Below are 18,942 nucleotides of genomic sequence, written 5' to 3'. Positions count from 1 at the left end.
ACCGACAGGCCGATCTCGCCCGTGGCGAGGTCAGACGGTCCGGATCAGAAGGCCCTCACGCGGGTCGAGGCTGGTATCGCCCAGGAGAGTCTGGCCGTCCCGGCGCCGGTCGGTGCCAAGGAGAATCTGACCTTTCGTCAGGGGGCCAAGCCCGACGGCAGCCGGCGCGTCTCCCAGATTGACCGCGACCACGACACCGCCTCGTCCACTGTCGCCGCGTTCCCAGGCGAGCACGCCCTCCGGGGCCGGAACAAAGCGCATCGCGCCAGCCATGAGCTCTGGATGGCGTCGCCTGAGCATGATCAGGTCTCGGCAGAACCACAGCACCGAGTCCCGGTCGGCGCGTTGCTCCGCGACGGTGGGCACACCGGCCGCCGGGGCCGGTAGCCACGGCCGCGCCGACGACGTGAACCCGGCAGCGGGTCCCGGTTCCCACCGCATCGGCGCGCGGCTCCGGTCCCGCGGCGCCGCCGTCTCGGCGGTGTCCCTGCGGACCGAGGCCGGTTGTGACGTCGCGTCGGTCATGCCGATCTCGTCGCCGTAGTACAGGATCGGCGTCCCCCGCAAGGTCAGCAGCAGCAACAACGCACAGCGGGTCGCGGCGGGATCTCCCTGGCACCACCGAGTGGCGGCGCGTCCCTCGCCGTCATGGGTCGACATCGCCCAGGCCGGCCAGGCGGCGGAGGGCAGCACCGACATCGTCCGCTCGACCACGGCGCGCAGGGATATCGCGGCGAAGTCACTGCTCAGGAACGGCAGGTTCCAGGCGAGTCCCAGGGCGTCGTGGCCGTCGCCGTAATACGGCGACAGGTCGTCCACCGAGGACACCCAGGTCTCGCCGAACAGAAGCCTCGTCGGCTCATAGGCGTCGGCCGTCCGGCGCCAGTCGCGGACGAAGTGATGCGTCTCCGGCTGGCCTCCACTGTGCAGGAACCGCTGACCGAGCCGCCGTTCCAGTGACGTGTCGCGTTCGCTCGCGGGCGGGTTCGCGGTCAGTTCCGGATTGTGGACCAGGGTCTGCAGGGCGTCGATCCGCATCCCGCCGACGCCTCGGTCGAACCAGAACCGCAGGACACGTTCAAACTCCTCGGCCACCCGGGCGGACCACCAGTTGAGCTTCGGCTGCTCAGGCAGGAAGGAGTGAAGATAGTATTCTTCCGATTGCTCGTCGAGCGTCCACGCGGACTCGCCGAAATAGCTGATCCAGTTGTTCGGCGGCGCTCCACCGATCCCCGGCGGCCGCCACACGTAGTATTCCCGGTAGGGCGAGCGACGGTCGGACCGAGCGGCGCGGAACCATGGATGTTCGTCACTGGTATGACTGGGAACCAGATCGAGCACCAGTCGAATCCCCCGCCGGCCGGCCGCCTCTACCAGCTCGTCGAGATCGGCCATCGTGCCGAAATCAGGGTGCACCGCGGTGTAGTCCGCGATGTCGTATCCCCAGTCCCGGTTCGGTGAAGGCATGATCGGGTTCAGCCAGACGGCGTCGACACCCAGCCACTCCAGATGGTCGAGACGCTCGATGATTCCCGGCAGGTCCCCATGACCGTCGCCGTTCGCGTCGCGCCACGAACGAGGATAGATGTTGTAGACGACCGCGTCCCGCCACCACTCCTTGGCGCAGGCCTCGCGGCCCTGAACCGGGTCAGAAACCATCGCGACGGTAGTGCGCGACGAGATCGGGCCGCTCGAAGAGGGTCTCGTTGACCGAGCCGACGTACATCGGACGAACAATACCGAACGTGGCGCCTTCCACGGCGAGGAGCACCACCGTCGGCGAGTCGGCGTCGAACCAGCTGAGCAGGTCGTCGAACTCTCGGTGGAGATAGCGCGCGGCCGCGTACGTGGCCTCGGCACGGCAGCCCCACAGCCCGATGACCCGGCCCTGCTGGGACGCCGGATTCGGCAGCCGGGCGATCACGCCGATGGCTCGATCCGCCGTGACACCGAAGATCAGCTCCGTCGGAAGCCTGATCGCCACCCGGTAGGTGTCCAAGGTCGCGGCAGGCCGGTCTCCGGTGATGTACGGCCCGTCCGGCCCGGCCGTCGCGTTGATGGCCTCGGCCAACGCCGAGTTCACAAACGGCGAACCGATGCAGATCGCCTCCTGGTTGGCGGCCCACTGGCCGAGCACATCGCCGTCCGCGAGCAGGCGAATGGGCGGAAGACGATGTTCCCGCAACAGCTCCACGACCTCCTGGGAGGCCTGGTAGTCATCGAGGTGCAGGACCTTTCCGTAGATCGGCAGCCGAGCCTGGCGCCCGTCGGGAAGGATTTTCAGAGCGGTCGTCTGCTCGGCCGTGGCATCGAAGTTCGATGTGCCCAACGGGTTCAGCACCTGAAGGACCACGCTCGCGCCGTGGGCTGAGACACCAGGCCCGAAGAACCTGCGGGCACGTCGATGCAGAATCCGGGTCCGTACCAGCCACACCCCGCGGCTGAAGGCCAGACCGACCAGGAAGACGACGCCCTGCTGCCAGAGGAAATCAATCTGCACGGTTCGCCTCGGATCTCAGCAGCGATTCGTATCCGGCGCCCATCCGCTCCTGGCTGAACCGCTGGTGCACATGGGCACGGCAGACCGCGCGGTCAATATTCGAGATCTTCGCCAGCGCCGACACGACGGCATCCTCCTCCTCGACGACGAAGCCAGTCTCCCCGTCGGCGACTATTTCTTCCGCGGCGCCCCGGCGCAGCGCCACCACGGGCGTGCCGCAGGCCATCGCCTCGACGGCGGCGAGACCGAACGGTTCATTCCAGCGAGACGGGTGAACAAGCCCGAGGGCCCCGCCGAGAAACGCTCCCTTGTCCGCGGCACTGATCTCGCCGACGAGCTCGACGCCGCCGCGGCGGACCAGCGGCTCGATCACCGCGGCGAACCACTCGCGGTCTCCCCTGTCGAGCTTCGCGCCGATGCGTAGCGGGATACCCGCCCGCTGGGCCGCCCGAATGGCGATGTCGACACCTTTGTCGGGCGAGAAGCGCCCCAGGAAGGCAAGGTATCGGCCAGCCGAACCGATGAACGGCAGCGAGGCCACATCGACGCCGTTGTAGACATTTCCGATGAACCGAGCCCGAGGCGCCAGCCGCTGCTGCGACAGGCTCACCGACACGTAACGAGCCGCCGGGTAGCCGGCGAAGATCTCCCGGTACGGCGGGGTGTCGAGCGGGTAATGCACGGTGGTCAACGTCGGGATTCCCAGAACGGCGTGCTCGAGATACCGCCAGGTGTGGCACAGAACGGCATCGGGCCGCTCACGCTCGATTACTTCTGCCGCCGTCCGCGCCGCCGCCGTCTTGGCGGCACCGTAGGCGGCGCTGTCTCTGTCCTGGTGCGGAGCGCCGAGTGGCGCGGGGAGCAACGCAACAAGGCGGCCGGCCGAGCGCGATCCACCACTGGCGAGCAGCAGCACGTCGTGGCCTCGGCGCGTCAGCTCCCGGTCCAGCAGGTGGACCACCTGTTCGACGCCGCCATAGGCGGGTGGTGGCACCGCCTCCTCGACCGGGGCGATCAGAGCGATCTTCATGGGCCCGCCGAGAGATCGGATTGACTGGTGGCGGCCAAGGGCTGAGAGACGACGCGTTGGTAGAGGGTCGCCGTGCGGTGGGCGATCTGGTCCCAGCGGTAGTGCCGGACCGCTCTGGCCCGGCCGGCTTCCGCGAGGTCGCGGCGCAGCCGGGGGTCGTCGAGAAGGCGGACAACAGCTCTCGCCAATGCCGCGGGGTCGCGCGGCGCGACCAACAGTCCGCACCTGCCGTCGGCCACCGTCTCGACGAGGCCGCCGACCGCCGACGCGACGACGGGAACTCCGCAGGCCATCGCCTCCAGGGGGGCGATGCCGAATGGCTCGTACCACGGAACGGCGACGAACACGTCGGCCGAACGCAGCAGCGTCGCCAGGTCGGAGTGTCGTACCGGGCCGCGAAACTCGACGCGGTCCGCGACGCCGAGCCGGTCAGCCAGCGCTCGCAGCACCGCGATCCCGGGATCCCGGCCGGACTCGCCACCGGCCACAACGAGTTCGGCTCCCGGTAGCGCCGCGAGCGCCCGCACGGCGTCTCCCACGCCCTTGCGCTCCACGAGCCGTGAAACCGTCAGTAACCGCGGTCGGCGGCGCACCTCGACCGGCCCGGCGGGCTGGAACACCTCCGTGTCGACCCCGCACGGGATCACCCGTGAAAGCCTTGGCCGGGCCCCGAGGCTGCTCAGCTCACGTAGCTCGGCGCGGCTCGTCGCGACGATGGCCGCCACGTCGGTCGCCAGCCGGGCCTCGGCGCTGACACGCTCGCCAAGGCCCGGGAGATGCGGCTGAAACCGCCGCTTCACGGTTCCGAGGGCATGGAACGTCTGCACGACCGGGATGGTGAGCTGCCTGGCCGCGGCGATGGAGGCGACGCCCGACATCCAGAAGTGCGCGTGGACGACGTCGGGCGGCCGCGCGGCCCACCGACTGGCAAGACCAGCGGAGAAGGCACGCATGTGAGGCAGCAGGTCGTCCCGAGGGACGTGCCTGGCCGGTCCGGCGTCGACGAACTCGACGGTCCCGCCGCTTCCGAGGCGGACGCTGGCCGGCGAGGTGGTCCCGGTTCGGCGGGTGTAGACCGTGACCTCGGCGCCGAGCCGGACGAGGCCGCCCGCGAGCGCCGCGACGTGGACGTTCTGGCCGCCCGCTTCGGGCGCGCCCGGTGACACCAACGGATTGGCGTGTTCGGACACGAGCGCTACCCGCATCGCGTCACCCACGCCCCGTCACCGACCACGGCACTCAGTATTTCGGGCCGAAGGCGACCGTGCCCGACGCAACCGCAAATCCGCCTGACGCTGTTCCCTGACGACCGCCGACGCGAAGCCTCGGTTCCTAATCCGCTGACGTCGTCGCGGTGACCAGCTCAAAAGCACGCCACATGGCGGCGTAACGACCGGCGGCGGCGAGGAGCTCGTCGTGGGTGCCGGTCTCGGCGATGCGGCCGGCGTCGAGGACGACGATGCGGTCGGCGCCGCGGGCGGTCTGCAGCCGGTGGGCGATCAGGATCGTGGTGCGGGCCCGCGAGATCCGCTGCATGGCCGCCGTCACCCTCGCCTCGGTCGCGAGGTCCAGGTTGGAGGTCGCCTCGTCGAGCAGGAGGACGGCCGGGTCGACGAGCTCGGCGCGGGCCAGGGCGATCAGCTGCCGCTGGCCGGCCGACAGCGACCGGCCGCGCTCGGCGACCTCGTGCAGGTAGCCGCCGGACAGGGTCGCGATGAACTCGTGGGCACCGACGGCCCGGGCCGCGGCCTCGACCTCGGCGTCGGTCGCCTCCGGCCGGCCGTAGGCGATGTTGTCCCGGATGGTGCCGGTGAACAGGAACGCCTCCTGCGGCACGTAGCCGAGTTGCTGGCGGAATGCCGGCAGGTCCAGCCCGCGCAGGTCCTGGCCGTCGACCCGGACCGAGCCGGCGTCGGGATCGTAGAACCGGGCGAGCAGCTTCATGACCGTCGACTTGCCCGCGCCCGTCTCGCCGACCAGTGCGACCGTCTCACCGGCGCGGACCCGCAGGTCGACGCCGCGCAGCGCTTCCGGCGGGCGGGCGGCCCGCGCTGCCGCGGCGGCGGCCATCGTCCGCGCGTCCTTGCCCGCGTCCTGCGCCTGGGTCCAGCCACGCTGGACGAGCCCGGCGGCCACGGCGGCCGACGCGGTCGAGACCGGGCCGGTCGGGTAGGCGAACCGGACGTCGTCGAGCGTCAGCTCGCCGCGCAGCCGGGCCGGGACGATCGCGTCGGGTGCCGGTGGGGTGAGCGTGCGCAGCCGCATCAGCTCGGCGATCCGGCTGACCGACACCCGCGTCTGCTGCCACGAGTCGAACACCTGGGACAGCTGCTGGATCGGTGAGAAGAACATGTCGATGTAGAGCAGGAACGCGATCAGCCCGCCGGCGGTGAGGTTCCCGTGCGCGATGAGGGCCGAGCCGAAGCCGAGCACGATCGCGTCGGCGACCGACGACAGGAACTGCACGAACGGGAAGTAGGTCGCGACGATGCGCTGCGCGGCGACCCGGGAGTCCAGGTACGCCCGGCCGAGGCCGTGGAAGTGCTCAGTGGTGCGGGCCTCGTGCACGAACGCCTGCGCCTCGCGGACCCCGGAGATGGACTCCTGGAAGTCGGCGTTGACGATCGCGATCCGTTCCCGGGACAGGTCGTACAGCTTCGCCGCCCGGCTGCGGAACGGGATGGTCGCGATGACGAGCGGGATCACCACCGTCAGGGTGAGCAGGCCCAGCTCCAGGTTCATCACGACCAGCGCGACGCCGACGCCGACGAAGGTCACCAGCGCGACCAGCGCGGCCAGCAGGCCGGTCTCGATGAGCGCCTCGAACTGGTCGACGTCGGTCGTCATCCGGGTCATGATCCGGCCGGACATCTCGCGCTCGTAGTAGTCCAGCGAGAGCCGCTGCAGCTGGGCGAAGATCCGGATGCGCAGCGAGAGCATGATGCGCTCCGCGGCCCGGCCGGTCACGAACGTCTCGCCGATCTGGTCGGCCCAGTCGACGAGCGTCAGGGCCAGGAAGAGCACCGAGGCGACCCACACCGCGGCCATCGAGCCCTCGGTGACACCCCGGTCGACGCCGACCTTCACGAGGGTGGGCCCGGCGAGGCCGATGACGGCGTCGAGGACGACGAACAGCAGGCCGAACAGCATCGGCCGGCGGAACCGGATCAGCAGCCGGCGCAGGCTGAAGTCGGGGTCGGGGCCGCCCTCGGTGGCGAGGTCGACGGCCGCGACGTCGCCGATCGGTGGCAACGCGTCGACCCGGGCGAGCAGTTCGGGGGTCGGCGCGAGGTTCAGCCGCCACGCACCCCCGGCCGCGCCACGGGCGGCACCGCCACCGAGCCCGGCGCCGAGCCCGCCGCCGGCGAGCAGCTGGGCCCGTTTGCCCGCGGCGGTCGTGGCGCCGGCCCGGCCGGCGGACTGCTGGGCCTTGGCCGCGTCCCAGGCGTCGGCCGTCGTCGTGATCGCGGCCGTCCCGGAGATCGCCGCGAACGCCTCGACGCTGTCGCCGAGCTGGGCCGCGAGCGCCGGGTCGAGGCCGGAGAGCAGCTCCCGGTAGAGGGAGCTGCGCTCGGTCAGCTCGTCGTGGGTGCCCTGGTCGACGACCCGGCCCTGGTCGAGGACGACGACGCGGTCGGCCAGGTGCAGCGTGGACACCCGGTGGGCGATCAGCACCGTGGTGCGACCGGGCAGCACGGCGCGCAGGGCGTCGTGGATGGTCGCCTCGGTCCGGGCGTCGACGGCGCTGGTCGCGTCGTCGAGCACGAGGATCCGCGGGTCGGCGAGGATCGCCCGGGCCAGCGCGACCCGCTGGCGCTGGCCACCGGACAGCGACAGGCCGCGTTCCCCGACGACGGTGTCGTAGCCGAGCGGAAGGCCGGCGATGAAGTCGTGCGCGCCGGCGGCACGGGCCGCCGCCTCGACCTGCTCCTGCGTCACGCCCTGTTCCTGAGTGACGCGACCGCCGGCCCGGCCGTAGGCGATGTTGGCCCGGACCGTGTCGGAGAACAGGAAGCTCTCCTCGAACGCGAACCCGACCTGGCGGCGCAGCGACGCGAGCCGCACGTCGCGCAGGTCGTGGCCGTCGACGGTCACCCGGCCCGCGTCCGGGTCGTGGAACCGGCCCAGGAACGCGGCCACCGTCGACTTGCCGCTGCCGCTCGGCCCGATGATCGCGACCCGCTCGCCGGCGCCGATCCGCAGGTCGAAGCCGCGCAGCACCGGCGGGCCATCCGGGTAGGCGTACTCGACGTTCTCGAAGACGATCTCGCCGCGAACCGGGCCGAGCTCCACCGCGTCCGGCCGGTCGGCGATCGAGGGCGGGAGCTCCAGCAGCTGGAAGATCCGTTCGACGCTGGCCCGGGCCTGCTGGCCCATCGTGAGCACCCCGGCGAGCTGCCGCGCCGGCGAGGTGAACTGGGCGACGTAGGTCGAGAACGCGAGGAACGTGCCGATCGTGATCGAGCCGTGGACGGCCATCCAGCCGCCGAGGGCGAGGATCGCGACCTGGGCGAGCGCCGGGACCGCCTCCAGCAGGGGCCCGTACCGGGACTTCATCCGGACGGCGCGCATCCGCGAGCCGTAGAGCGTGCCGGTGGCGGCGGCGAGGCGGCGCAGCTCCCGCTCCTCCTGGCCGAACGCCTTCACGACCCGGACGCCGTTCACGTCCTCGTCGACGATCTGCGCGACGTCGCCCTCGCGCTGCTGGGCGTCCCAGCTGGCGGGGAACACCCGGGTCCGCAGCCGGTAGGAGACGGCGACCAGCGCCGGCGCGACCACGAGTCCGACGACGGCGAGCCCGGGCGCCAGGATGAACATGACGATCAGCGAGCCGAGCATCATCAGCAGATTGCCGGACAGCAGCGGCAGGAACATCAGCAGGCCCTGGACCAGCGCCGAGTCCGAGTTCGCGCGGGCGACCAGCTGGCCGGTGGGCATCCGGCTCAGGTTGTCCTGGTCCATCGTCAGCAGATGGTCGTGCATGGCGTTACGCAGGTCGTACTGGACGGCGAGGGCCGCCTTGCCGCCGTAGAAGCGCCGCAGGTGGGCGAACCCGAAGCTGGTGATCGCGATGGCGATCAGGAGCAGCAGCCACGGCCACAGCGGCGCGCTGCGCTGGACGATCACCCCGTCGACGATCTGGCGCGCCACCAGTGGCACGAAGGCCTGGGACCCGCTGCCGAACACCGACCCGACCAGGGCCAGCGCGACGGCGCCCTTGTGCCGCAGCAGGCAGCCCCACAGCCGCCGGATCCAGCCGGGCCCCTGCGGCGTTGCCGGCTCCCCTAACCCGGGCGGCTCGGTGACCGGTGGCCGGGTGGTGGCCGGCCCGGCCGTCGGGAGGTGCGGAGCGTCCCCAGGGTTCGTGGTCATCGACACTCCGTAGCTCAGGTTCGGCAGCTCAGGCTCGCCGGGTGAGGCCCCGGGCGGCGGCACGGTCGGCGAGGTACCCGTCGACGGCCCCGTCGAGTGCCCGCAGGGCGTCGAGGACGGCGGCTGGTTCGGGGGTCCGGGCGGCGAGCTCGCCGAGACGGTCGAGCATCGCCCGCTCGGCCGCGTCGAGGATGGCCTGGCCGTCGTCCGTGAGCCGCAGGGCGGCGGCGCGCTGGTCGTCGTCGACGGCGGCGCGGGTCAGCAGGCCGCGCTGGCGCAGCGACTCGACGGTGGCGCTGATCGTCGGCTTGCCGAGCGCGAGCCGGGCCGCGATCCGCGACGCCCGCTCGTCGCCGGCCGCGACGGAGGCCAGCACCCGGTACTGCGCCAGGCTCAGCTCCCCCGACGCCCGCTCCAGGACCCGCGCCGCCCCGACCAGCGCGCGCACGGCCGCGACGGGCACAACCCCCGCGGGCACGACCCCGGCGGGCGGTTCGACCGGGACAGGCGTCTCCATGTCCCCGACGTTACCAAATTAGTTCGGGTAACGAACCACATCGTGGGTACAGGGCGCGCTTGGCTGGCGCCAGGTGCTGGTCCGGTCCGGCTGTCAGATCTCATTTGATCTGACCGTGTCTCACTGGACCTGTCCGTAGCGGTGGCCGGTCTCAATCGTGATCAGGGGCCGGCCAAGCTCACGGCGACCTGGGCCCGGCGTCGGGGCGGCGTACAGCGTCGGCGAGGAGACCGTGCGCGGCAGGATGTGAGTAGAAAATGGCGCTATGCCCGATGATGAGTCAAGACCAGTCTGGCCGACCAATGCGGCGGGAGAGACCTACGGATCGGGATTGCCGGCCGTGCGGCTCGGCCTGCCTCGAAGCGAGTTTCCGGACCTGATCTCGGCTGGGCTCAGGGACGGGAAGCGCGGCTACGTCAGGCGGACCGAACTCGACGTGGCGAGCGGGATGCCCGGAGTTGTCGCGAAGACTCCCGGAGAAAAGGCCGCGGAACGGGCACAGGCACGCGGCCGGCGAGCAAACCCTGGTACCGGTCTACGAGCAGGACGGCGTGACCGTCATCGGCACCTTCGCAGTCGGCTCCCGGCCGGAACCGCCGAACCTGCCCGGCCAGCGCCGCTAGCGCGGCTTGGGCGTCTGCGGCGCGCCGCCGCGCCAGCCAGCAACGCTGGCTTGCCTTGCACTTTCGGTGCGGGCTTCTCCACCTCCGCGACTGTCTGGTCGATGCTCAGGTCATCGACGTCGAGCTGGCGGACGTCCGCGGCGATCATCTCCTGGGTGATCAGCTCGCCGAGCCGGAGGTGGAGTTCGCGCGCTGGGCGTGGATGATCGCGGTGCTCGAGACGCGCGCGCTGGACCTGCGGTGAGGGGATCAGGAACACCGCGAGGGCTCCTGGCGGCAGCATCGCGGGGGTGATCTGGGTGCCTTCGGCCACGATCAGCGGGCTGGTGGGCAGTGCCCGCAGGTCGTCGACGGTCATCGGGCCGCGCTCGCGTTGCAGCGCCATTGGCAGGATGTCCTCGACCGACAGGGCTCGGCGTTGTTGCCGGGTCATCGATTCCCATCGCACTGCTGCCGGCACCCCGGCCTTCGCGGCCCGTTCACGATGCACCCAGCTATGAACATCGGAGTGATACCACCGCAGGCCGTGGCGCCTGCTCAGTCGCCGGGCGACAGTCGTCTTGCCAGAGCCGGGTGGTCCACCGACCCACAACACGTGCGCCAACGAGTCCACCATGACCTTGTATCCCAGATCTCCGGTCAGTGGGCCATCAAAGCCTGCGGCCTGGTGGCACGTTGCGAGAACGGCTGTTCAGGTCGCTCGATCTGGCCGGGCTGCCAGGCGACCTGTTCGCGTGGTCTCGTGTGGTTGGCCAGTGTCTCAATCAACCGGCGCCGTCGCTTGAGCGCCGATAGCCTTGCCAGGGCCTGCCCGTCTCGCCTTCGGAAGGATCGGCCATGGTGCAGCTGTTCTCGCCCATCGAGCCGTATGCGCATGGCCTTCTCGATGTCGGTGCGGGCAACCAGATCTACTGGGAGACCAGCGGCAACCCGGCCGGGAAGGCGGCGTTGTGGGTGCACGGCGGTCCTGGCAGCGGCGGACGCCGTGGCAGCCGGCAGATGTTCGACCCGGAGGTCTACCGGATCGTCCTGTTCGACCAGCGCGGCTGCGGACAGAGCCGACCGCACGCCTCGGACCCGGCTGTCAGTCTGGAGCACAACACCACCGAGCACCTGATCGCCGATATGGAGCGGCTCCGGGAGCACCTGGGTATCGAGCGGTGGCTCCTTTACGGCGGCTCGTGGGGCTCGACGCTGATCCTCGCCTATGCCGAGCGTTACCCCGAGCGGGTCTGCGAGGTCGTCATCGTCGGAGTCACCATGACCCGGCCCGAAGAAATCGACTGGCTTTACCGGGGCGTCGGCCGCCTCCTGCCCGGCCCCTGGGAGACGTTCCGCGACGCGCTGCCCGAGGGGGATCGGGATGGCAATCTCGTGACCGCCTACAACCGGCTGCTGAACAGCCCCGAGGAGGCAGTCCGGGTGAAGGCCGCGCGGGCCTGGTGCGCCTGGGAGGACGCTGTCATCGCCCACGAGGCACTCGGTAGGCCGGGCCAGTACAGCGCCAAACCCGACGCTGCGCTGATGGCCTTGGTCCGGATCTGCACGCACTATTTCGCGAACAACGCCTGGCTGGAGGACGGGCAGTTGCTACGCGACGCGCATCGGCTGGCCGGGATCCCGGCGGTGCTGATTCACGGCCGACTCGACCTCGCCGGCCCACTCACGACCGCGTGGGAACTCGCCAAGGCGTGGCCAGACGCGGAACTGAAGGTGATCGACGACTCGGGTCACACGGGCAGTCCCGCGATGCAAGACGCGATCATGGAAGCGGTTGAACGGTTTGGGAAGAACCCGCGGTGACCGGCTCGCTGCCGCCGGTGGCGTGACGTCCTCTTCTGAAGACCTCACCTCAGCAAGTTCGCCGAGCAACGCAACACCTTCCACGCCGCGTCCCTAGTCGGCGGCGGCCGCACACGTCCCCTCCCGGAAATAGGCCAGTTCAAGTGAGACAACCAGACGGCGACGAGTCTCGGTCAATCTGACCAGTCCCAGCTCAGGGCGCATACCTCTGGCCAGACCACTGGGAACTGACACCGGCGGTCCGGTCCGGGATGGCGTCAGGCCGCGCCGGCGCGGGGTTCGCCGAACCCCGCGCGGCGGGCTGCCGGACCGGTCAGTCGTTCTGGTCGCCGAGCTTCTCGACGAAGTCCTGGGCCTTGTCGACCCCGGTGTCGATGTGGTCGCTGTACTTGCCGCCGGTCCGGTCGTCGACCAGGTCGCCGGCCTTCTCCAGGCCGCCCTTGATCGCGTCAGCGTGGTCGCCGGCCAGATCCTCGGCCTTGTCCTTGAGGTCGCCGAGGTTCTTAAGGTTGTCGAACATGCGTGGGCCTCTCTCCGTACGGCTGCGAACGCGGCAAAAGCAGCCTATGGAAGCGGGGCGGGCCTGACGCCCGATCCAGCGCCTGAGCAGCCCGTTCACCGCGTCCCCGCAGGCACGAACGGGCGTGGACACGCTGGCCGGCCGTGATCAGGCTCCAAGGAGGGTCGCGAGGACCCGGCCCGCGGCACCGGTGTCGGCGGTGACCCCGGCGAGCACCTCGACCCGGTACTCCAGCCGCGGCTCGGCGACCGGGACGGCGGCGACGTCGGCGCGGCCGGCGACCGCCCAGGCCGGCAGCAGGACGAGGCCGGCGCCGGCGGCGACGAGCGCGGCCAGTCCGGCGAGGTCCGTGCCCGCGTAGACGGCGCAGTGCGGCAGCCGTTCGGCGCCGACGGCGCGACGGACGTCCGCCGCCGGTGCCGCCGCCGCGGGCGCGTCGAGCCAGCGGGCGTCGGCGAGGTCGGCGAGCCGCAGGCCGGGGCGGCGGGCGAACGGATGGTCGGCCGGCAGGATGACGCTGACCGGGTCGACGGCGATCTCCACCGCCCGCAGCGGGCCGACGTCCGGCAGTCGCAGCGGGTCGCCGGGCGTGGCGAGGCCGACGGCCAGGCCCAGCTCGCAGGCGCCGCGAGCCACGTCGATGGCGACCGCGTCCAGGGCGGCCACGGTGATCGTGACGTCGAGTCGCGGCATCGAGTCCATCGCCGCGCCGAACGCGGCCGCGAGCCGGGGCAGCGCGAGCGGGCAGGCGGCGACCCGCAGCTGGTCGGGCGGCCCGCCGGCCGCCCGCAGCACGTCGGCGCGGGCGGCGGACGCGCGCAGCAGCAGCGGCTCGGCATGCTCGAGCAGCCGCGCGCCGGCGGCGGTCGTGGCGACCGGCCGCCGGGTCAGCAGAGACGCCCCGCCCAGCGACGCCTCCAGCGCGGCGATCTGCTGGGACACGGCGCTCTGGGTATAGCCGAGCTCCCGGGCCGCCGCCGAGAACGAGCCCGAGCGGGCGACCGCGGTGAAGGTACGAAGCAGCACCAGGTCCACCAGGCCAGTCTCGCCGACATCAGGACCGCTTATCGAGGGACCAGCGATTATCGTTGGACCTGAACCAGCGGGCTGCCCAGCATCAAGGCATGGCCTCCTCGACCAGCAGCCCGTTCACCGCCGCCAGCCTCGCCACCTCCGCTGCCACCGCCACGCCCGTCTCCGCCACCGCCCGGGTCGCGCTCGTCGGAGACCGGTCCGCCGACGTCGCCGCGCACGGGCGGATCCCGGCGATCCTGCGCCAGCTGCGCGACCGCGACGGCCTCGTCCTCGACGCCTACTGGGTGCCCACCCCGGACGCCGCCCAGCCGGGCCTGCTCGACGGTTTCGACGCGATCTGGCTGCTGCCCGGCAGCCCCTACGTCGACGAGGCGGGGGCGGTCGAGGCCGCCCGGCACGCGCGCACCAACCGGGTGCCGTTCCTCGGCACCTGCGGCGGCTTCCAGCACGCGGTCGTCGAGTTCGCCCGCAACGTCGCCGGGCTTCCGGACGTCGGGCACGCCGAGGTCGACCCGGACGCGGCGGACCATGTCGTCGTACTGCTGGCCTGCTCGCTGAAGGGGCACGAGGCCGCGGTGCGGATCGAGCGCGGCTCGCTGGCCGAGTGGGTGTTCGGCGTCGAGCGGTCGGTCGAGCGCTACCACTGCTCCTACGGTGTCGCGGCCGAGCATCTGGACCGGCTGCGGGCGGCCGGGCTGCGGTTCAGCGGCGTGGACGAGGCGGGCGACGCGCGGGTGCTGGAACTGGCCGACCACCCGTTCTTCCTGGCGACGCTGTTCCAGCCGGAGCTGGCCTCCGACCAGCCGCGGGTCCATCCGGTGATCCGGGCCTTCGCGACCGCCGCGATCTCCCAGGCCGCCCGGCTGCGGACCGCGAAGCACGCCGCCTTGTCCGACCTGGTCGCCTGATCGGCGCGGGCCCGGCCGGATAGGTTCCCGGAAGGCCACCCGACGGGCAGGAAATCGATGAGTGACGTGATAGGCCAGGCGCCTGGCCCGGCCGGCGAGTTCCTGGTCCGCGGTGCCTTTGTGCTGACGATGGCCGGGCTACCCGACCCAAGTGGGCGGGACCGCGCGCCGGGCGTGCGGCTCGACGGCGTGGTGGCGGACGGGGCGGTGCACGTCCGGGACGGGGCGATCGCCGCCGTCGGGCCGTTCGTCGAACTGGCCACGGCACGACCTGGCGTACCGGTCCACGGGGACGGGACCGGCGTCGTGCTGCCCGGCCTGGTCAGCACCCACACCCACCTGTCCGAGGCGCTCGCCACCGGGATGGGCAGCGAGCTGTCCCTGTTCGAGTGGGGGGCGGAGATCGTCGGGCCGCTCGGCACGGTCCTGACCCGCGCGGACGCGGCCGAGGGCACGGCGCTGCGGGCCGTCGAGATGCTGCTGTCCGGGGTCACGACCGTCAACGACATGTTCTGCCACGCCAACATCGGCTCGCGGGCGAGCCTCGGCGTGGTCGACGGCCTGGTGCGCGCGGGCCTGCGTGGCGTCGTGTCGTACGGAGCCGAAGACAGGATGGCGCCGGGCGCCGGGGACCCGGAGCGGGCCGCCGAGATCATCGAGGACGTCGTCGCCGAGCAGCGGGAGCTCGCCGCGGCGGCGGCCGGCGCGCCGCTGCTGGAGTTCCGGTACGGCATCGGGACCCTGCTCGGCCAGTCGGACCCGCTGCTGGAGCGGGGCGTCGCGCTGTGCCGGGAGCACGGCTGGGCGGTGCACACCCACCTCGCCGAGGTGCGCGAGGAGGTGACGATGTCCCGGCTGCGCTGGGGCCACCGCACCATCGAGCACGCGCACCGCCTCGGCTACCTGGAACGGCCGCTGATCGCCGGGCACTGCGTGTGGCTGACCGAGGCGGACATCGCGCTGCTCGCCGCGCACGGGGTCGCGGTCGCGCACAACCCGGTGGCGAACATGATCCTCGGCTCCGGGGTCTGCCCGGTGCCTCGGCTGCGCGCCGCAGGCCTCGCGGTCGGCATCGGGACCGACGGGGCCGCGTCGAACGACAGCCAGGACATGCTGCAGGCGGTCAAGGCGGCGGCCCTGCTGCAGAAGGTGCACCACCAGGACGCCCTCGTCATCGACGCCCTCGACGTGCTGACGATGGCGACGATCGACGGCGCCCGGGCGCTCGGCCTCGACCATCTCGTCGGCAGCCTGGAGCCGGGCAAGCGGGCCGACCTGGTGCTGCTCCAGGACACCGTCGACATCGCCGTGCTGCACGACCCGATCGGCCAGGTCGTCTACGGGGCCTCGCCGCGCTCGGTGCGCGACGTCTGGGTCGACGGACGCCAGGTCGTCGCCGACCACGCCTGCGTCACCGTCGACGAGCGGGCCCAGATCGCGCGGTGCCGCCCGCTGGCGGCCCGGCTCGCCGCCGCGGCCGGGCTCGTCGCGGCCGGCCACGCCACCGCGCCGCCGGCCCGCACCCGCTGACCTGGCCGGTCACGGATCAGGCGGCCGTTAGAAGGGGTTGATCGCGTCCCGGTCCTCCCTCTGTCGGGACCCGGTGACGGCCTGCGCCGGCCCGCGGTCACCGTCTCCGAACCCCGCCTCGGCTGTCCGCCCGAAGCCGTCCACGAGCAGCCGCGGCCGAGGTCGGATGAAGGTCTGGCGGCCGGCCTTCCAGCCGGCGAGCGGCTGGACGCACTCGCGCAGCGCCGTGACCGGGTCGGGGGCGTCGAGCAGCACCACGTCGGCGGGCGCTCCCACCTCGATCCGGCGGGCCCCGCCGACGATCGCCTCCGCCGCCGCGGTCACCATCGCGAACACCGACCGCAGGTCGTCGTCGGTGTCCAGCTGGCTGACGATCGCGTACAAGTTCGCCATCCGCAGCAGGTCGGCGTCCCCGAACGGGGTGAACGGGTTCACGACGTTGTTCGTCGCGACCGCCATCGCCAGGCCCGGGACCTGGGTCGCGACGGCCGGGGCTACGCCCCGCGGGACGAGCCGGTCGGCGTCCCGGCCGGAGAGGAACAGGTCGGTCGCGGGCAGCACGACCAGGCCGATCCCCGCGTCGGCGAGGCGGCGCGCCACCGCGAGCCGGTCCACCGGGGCGAGTGCCGACAGCTTCGTGACATGGCCGACGGACGTCCGGCCGCCCCAGCCACGCCGCCGCGTCTCGGCGACGACCAGCGACAGGTGCTCCCACGACGGGTCCAGGTCGAAGTCGACGTGGAAGTCGACCGGCACGTCGAACTCCACCGCGAGGTCGAAGATGGCCCGGACGTGGGCGGCCGGGTCTGCGTCCGTGTACGGGCAGCCACCGACCTCGTCCGCGCCGCGCTCCAGGGCGCGGCGCAGCAGGCCGAGCGTCCGCGGAGCCTGGGTCGTACCATCCTGCGCGAACGCGGACAGCCGCAGGTCGACGGCGTGCGCGTACTCGTCCCGCAGCGCCGCCAGGGCCTCGAACGAGCGCAGGCCCGCGTCCGAGTCAGCCTCGACGTAGGAACGCATCCGGGTGGTGCCATTGGTGATGGCCCGGCGCAGTACCCGCGCGGCGCGGTCGTGGACATCGTCCACGGTGAAGCCACGCTTGGCCGCCCGCACCTGAGCGACGGCCTGCGCGAGGCCGGCGCCACCGCGACAGCGATCGAGGATGTGCGCCTTGTCGAGGTGGACGTGCGCGTCCACGAACCCGGGGAACGCGAACGCCCCGCCGGCGTCGAACACAGCCGGGCCGTTGGCGTCGGCGGTGCCGGCGTCGCTGCCGGTGCCGGTGCGGGCGTCGGGGGCGGTGCCGTTGGCGGTGCTCCTGGCGATGCCGGAGTCGGGATCGCTGGCGGTGTCGCGACCGGCTGCTAGCCGGGGCGGGGTGTACCGGTCGCCCGGGTGTCGGGCCGGCTCGATCGCCGCGATGAGGCCGTCACGCAGGATCAGGTCGACCGGTGGGCCGGCCAGGCCCGCGCCGCCCGGCCGGACGGCACCGGAACCGGCCGGAATCGCGAGTCGGACGTCACGGATGACTACCGTGGAAGGCCCCACGTCACGGCCCTGCGTGCCGGAGGTCGTCACGAGCCGGCCGGCCGCTGCGCGGCCTGTCCCTCGGCGCCGCCGTCGACGCGTCGCTCGGGGCCCTGCTTGCCGGGTCGCTCTGGCCCCTGGTTGTTGCGTCGCTCGGCCGGCTGGTCGACGCCGTTCCCGGGAGTCGGCCAGCTAAGGCGGATCAGGCTGGCGGGACTCATCCGGCCAACGTAGGCGAGCCCGATGACGGGCCAGTTTCGACAGCCGTGCGAGGACTGTTTCTCTGGCCTGCTCTCCAGCAGGGCTACGTCCGCGGCTCGGGAACGCTACGGGCTGGTCAGCAGGCCGCGAACCAGCGGCTCGTAGTGATCGAGCGGGCTGGTCGGGTAGTCGGGGTCGAAGGAGGTCTGGTCGTACCTGGCGCAGAACTCGGCGGTGAGGTCGAAGTTCGGGTGACTCCGGTACCTGTCCCGGACGTTCCGATCGCCGCCAAAGAAGTGGAAGTAGTAATAGCCCTGGAACTCTGCATGATGAGCCACCAGCCAGTGCAGCTCGGGCGAGACGAATGGCTTCAGAACCGCGGCAGCCATCTCGGCATGGTTCGCGGGGGCGAGCGTGTCACCGATATCGTGCAGCAGTGCGCACAGCACGTACTGGTCGCTCTCACCAGCCCGTTCGGCCCTGGTCGCCGTCTGAAGGCTGTGCGTCAACCGGTCCACCGCGAAACCGCCATGCTTTCCGGAAAGAAGCCGCAGATGCCCGAGAACCCGGTCGGCCAGCAGTCGGCTCGCCTCCCGTTCCGCCGCGTCGATGACCCGCCAGTCCGACGCGGTCCCGTCGGCCATCGCCCGGAACTTCGCAAGCTCCAAAGGCCCCGCTACCGGCGACCCTGCCGTCGCGTCCTGCTTACTCATGACGTCCTCCGTCCACGCCCGGCCCTCTCGGGACGGTAGGCGAACTCGGCATCGGCCCCAACCGCTTTACGGATGCCCGTCTCCGCGGAACGCGAAGATCAGGTGCCCGCCACCGCGTCCCGACCGCAAGGCCCCGCGTCGGCCCGCTCCCTTCGCCAGACCCGCGACCATTGAGGTCCGCACGTCCTTCTTGATCGGCGTTTCCGCCCTCCGGTGGCTACGAAACGAACCCAGCAACGACCACCGGAGGGCTGAAACGCCGATCATGGAGACACCAGGACCGGCGACCGCGGCGGCTCTTGCGCGTTCCGCGGAGCGCGCAAGATCAGGTGTCCGCTTGCGGGTCCAGCAACCTGAGGACGGCCGGCTGCAGGGGGCCGCGCGCGTTCCGCGGAACGCGGAGATCGGATGCGTCCCGCGCGCGTCGCACCCCCTGGTCTCGCGGACCGCGACCATCGAACGTGTCCCGAAAGCCGCGCCGCCTGCGCGTTCCGCGGAACGCAGCGGAACGGGGAGATCGATGGCGTTCCGTAGGCCCTGTCCGAGCACGTCCCTCGGGCGGCGCGGCGTCCGCGTTCCGCGGAGCGCGAAGATCGAGTGGACGGGCCGCCAGCAGGCGGCCGGCCGCGGTTCCGCGGGACGCCGGGGCTGGGATCCGTGTC

The 18,942-nt window shown here is 71.8% G+C and carries 15 protein-coding genes; 3 read left to right on the top strand and 12 right to left on the bottom strand.

Annotation, left to right across the window (positions count from 1 at the left end; all coding sequences use genetic code 11):
- Positions 1-30 precede the first annotated feature (30 nt).
- From I6A60_RS32340 to I6A60_RS32310, 7 genes are all read right to left on the bottom strand, one after another.
- Positions 31-1,659: an alpha-amylase family glycosyl hydrolase gene (locus I6A60_RS32340; RefSeq protein WP_203025051.1), complete on the bottom strand. Its 1,629-nt coding sequence runs from the start codon at positions 1,657-1,659 to the stop codon at positions 31-33.
- The gene (locus I6A60_RS32335; protein ID WP_203025050.1) at positions 1,649-2,500 is read right to left on the bottom strand and encodes a hypothetical protein; all 852 of its coding nucleotides are present in this window, start codon (positions 2,498-2,500) and stop codon (positions 1,649-1,651) included. Before I6A60_RS32335 ends, I6A60_RS32340 begins: the two co-directional genes overlap by 11 nt.
- Entirely contained in the window at positions 2,490-3,530 is a 1,041-nt protein-coding gene (locus tag I6A60_RS32330; protein WP_203025048.1) for a glycosyltransferase family 4 protein, read from the bottom strand. Before I6A60_RS32330 ends, I6A60_RS32335 begins: the two co-directional genes overlap by 11 nt.
- On the bottom strand, positions 3,527-4,735 hold the full coding sequence (locus I6A60_RS32325) for a glycosyltransferase (RefSeq protein ID WP_203025063.1): 1,209 nt from the start codon (positions 4,733-4,735) through the stop codon (positions 3,527-3,529). Before I6A60_RS32325 ends, I6A60_RS32330 begins: the two co-directional genes overlap by 4 nt.
- 127 nt (positions 4,736-4,862) lie before the next feature.
- Positions 4,863-8,903 (bottom strand): ABC transporter ATP-binding protein, encoded by a 4,041-nt coding sequence (locus tag I6A60_RS32320; protein WP_203025046.1) that lies wholly within the window; start codon positions 8,901-8,903, stop codon positions 4,863-4,865.
- Positions 8,904-8,931: 28 nt separating this feature from the next.
- Complete coding sequence (locus I6A60_RS32315; RefSeq protein ID WP_203025044.1) at positions 8,932-9,420, bottom strand: MarR family winged helix-turn-helix transcriptional regulator; 489 nt, start codon at positions 9,418-9,420, stop codon at positions 8,932-8,934.
- A 558-nt stretch (positions 9,421-9,978) separates the two neighbouring features.
- The gene (locus I6A60_RS32310; RefSeq protein ID WP_203025042.1) at positions 9,979-10,659 is read right to left on the bottom strand and encodes an AAA family ATPase; all 681 of its coding nucleotides are present in this window, start codon (positions 10,657-10,659) and stop codon (positions 9,979-9,981) included.
- A gap of 221 nt (positions 10,660-10,880) precedes the next feature.
- On the opposite strand from I6A60_RS32310, the gene pip reads away from it, so the two are divergent.
- Entirely contained in the window at positions 10,881-11,846 is a 966-nt protein-coding gene (pip, locus tag I6A60_RS32305) for a prolyl aminopeptidase (RefSeq protein ID WP_203025040.1), read from the top strand.
- Between the two features lie 313 nt (positions 11,847-12,159).
- On the opposite strand, the gene I6A60_RS32300 is transcribed toward pip, so the two are convergent.
- Positions 12,160-12,366: an antitoxin gene (locus tag I6A60_RS32300; protein WP_045875273.1), complete on the bottom strand. Its 207-nt coding sequence runs from the start codon at positions 12,364-12,366 to the stop codon at positions 12,160-12,162.
- Positions 12,367-12,513: 147 nt separating this feature from the next.
- Positions 12,514-13,401 (bottom strand): LysR family transcriptional regulator, encoded by an 888-nt coding sequence (locus I6A60_RS32295; protein WP_307873970.1) that lies wholly within the window; start codon positions 13,399-13,401, stop codon positions 12,514-12,516.
- Between the two features lie 89 nt (positions 13,402-13,490).
- On the opposite strand from I6A60_RS32295, the gene I6A60_RS32290 reads away from it, so the two are divergent.
- Positions 13,491-14,309, top strand: coding sequence for a hypothetical protein (locus I6A60_RS32290; protein ID WP_203025038.1), 819 nt, complete (start codon positions 13,491-13,493; stop codon positions 14,307-14,309).
- Positions 14,310-14,366: 57 nt separating this feature from the next.
- Positions 14,367-15,839 carry an amidohydrolase family protein gene (locus I6A60_RS32285; protein WP_203025037.1) on the top strand — a complete coding sequence of 491 codons (1,473 nt, stop codon included), beginning with the start codon at positions 14,367-14,369 and terminating at the stop codon, positions 15,837-15,839.
- 27 nt (positions 15,840-15,866) lie between these two features.
- Here the strand turns inward: I6A60_RS32285 and I6A60_RS32280 are convergent, their stop codons facing one another.
- The 3 genes from I6A60_RS32280 to I6A60_RS32270 form a co-directional block, all read right to left on the bottom strand.
- A complete protein-coding gene (locus tag I6A60_RS32280) occupies positions 15,867-17,387 on the bottom strand; it encodes an amidohydrolase family protein (RefSeq protein WP_307873969.1) in 1,521 nt (506 codons plus the stop codon).
- 26 nt (positions 17,388-17,413) lie between these two features.
- Positions 17,414-17,587, bottom strand: a complete 174-nt coding sequence (locus I6A60_RS32275; RefSeq protein WP_203025035.1) for a hypothetical protein — start codon at positions 17,585-17,587, stop codon at positions 17,414-17,416.
- A gap of 105 nt (positions 17,588-17,692) precedes the next feature.
- Positions 17,693-18,280 carry an HD domain-containing protein gene (locus I6A60_RS32270; protein WP_203025033.1) on the bottom strand — a complete coding sequence of 196 codons (588 nt, stop codon included), beginning with the start codon at positions 18,278-18,280 and terminating at the stop codon, positions 17,693-17,695.
- Between the last annotated feature and the right edge of the window lie 662 nt (positions 18,281-18,942).

The organism is Frankia sp. AgB1.9 (assembly GCF_016786355.1).
In the GTDB taxonomy this organism is placed as follows: domain Bacteria; phylum Actinomycetota; class Actinomycetes; order Frankiales; family Frankiaceae; genus Pseudofrankia.
This window is presented reverse-complemented; position numbering and strand designations above follow the sequence as displayed.

Excerpts from the sequence above, each read along its gene's own strand:
- I6A60_RS32315 (WP_203025044.1), bottom strand. The coding sequence starts at position 9,420 with ATGGAGACGCCTGTCCCGGTCGAACCGCCCGCCGGGGTCGTGCCCGCG.
- I6A60_RS32290 (WP_203025038.1), top strand. The coding sequence starts at position 13,491 with ATGGCCTCCTCGACCAGCAGCCCGTTCACCGCCGCCAGCCTCGCCACC.
- I6A60_RS32340 (WP_203025051.1), bottom strand. The coding sequence starts at position 1,659 with ATGGTTTCTGACCCGGTTCAGGGCCGCGAGGCCTGCGCCAAGGAGTGG.
- I6A60_RS32320 (WP_203025046.1), bottom strand. The coding sequence starts at position 8,903 with ATGACCACGAACCCTGGGGACGCTCCGCACCTCCCGACGGCCGGGCCG.
- I6A60_RS32310 (WP_203025042.1), bottom strand. The coding sequence starts at position 10,659 with ATGGTGGACTCGTTGGCGCACGTGTTGTGGGTCGGTGGACCACCCGGC.
- I6A60_RS32330 (WP_203025048.1), bottom strand. The coding sequence starts at position 3,530 with ATGAAGATCGCTCTGATCGCCCCGGTCGAGGAGGCGGTGCCACCACCC.
- I6A60_RS32325 (WP_203025063.1), bottom strand. The coding sequence starts at position 4,735 with ATGCGGGTAGCGCTCGTGTCCGAACACGCCAATCCGTTGGTGTCACCG.
- I6A60_RS32300 (WP_045875273.1), bottom strand. The coding sequence starts at position 12,366 with ATGTTCGACAACCTTAAGAACCTCGGCGACCTCAAGGACAAGGCCGAG.
- I6A60_RS32270 (WP_203025033.1), bottom strand. The coding sequence starts at position 18,280 with ATGAGTAAGCAGGACGCGACGGCAGGGTCGCCGGTAGCGGGGCCTTTG.
- I6A60_RS32275 (WP_203025035.1), bottom strand. The coding sequence starts at position 17,587 with ATGAGTCCCGCCAGCCTGATCCGCCTTAGCTGGCCGACTCCCGGGAAC.
- pip (WP_203025040.1), top strand. The coding sequence starts at position 10,881 with ATGGTGCAGCTGTTCTCGCCCATCGAGCCGTATGCGCATGGCCTTCTC.
- I6A60_RS32285 (WP_203025037.1), top strand. The coding sequence starts at position 14,367 with ATGAGTGACGTGATAGGCCAGGCGCCTGGCCCGGCCGGCGAGTTCCTG.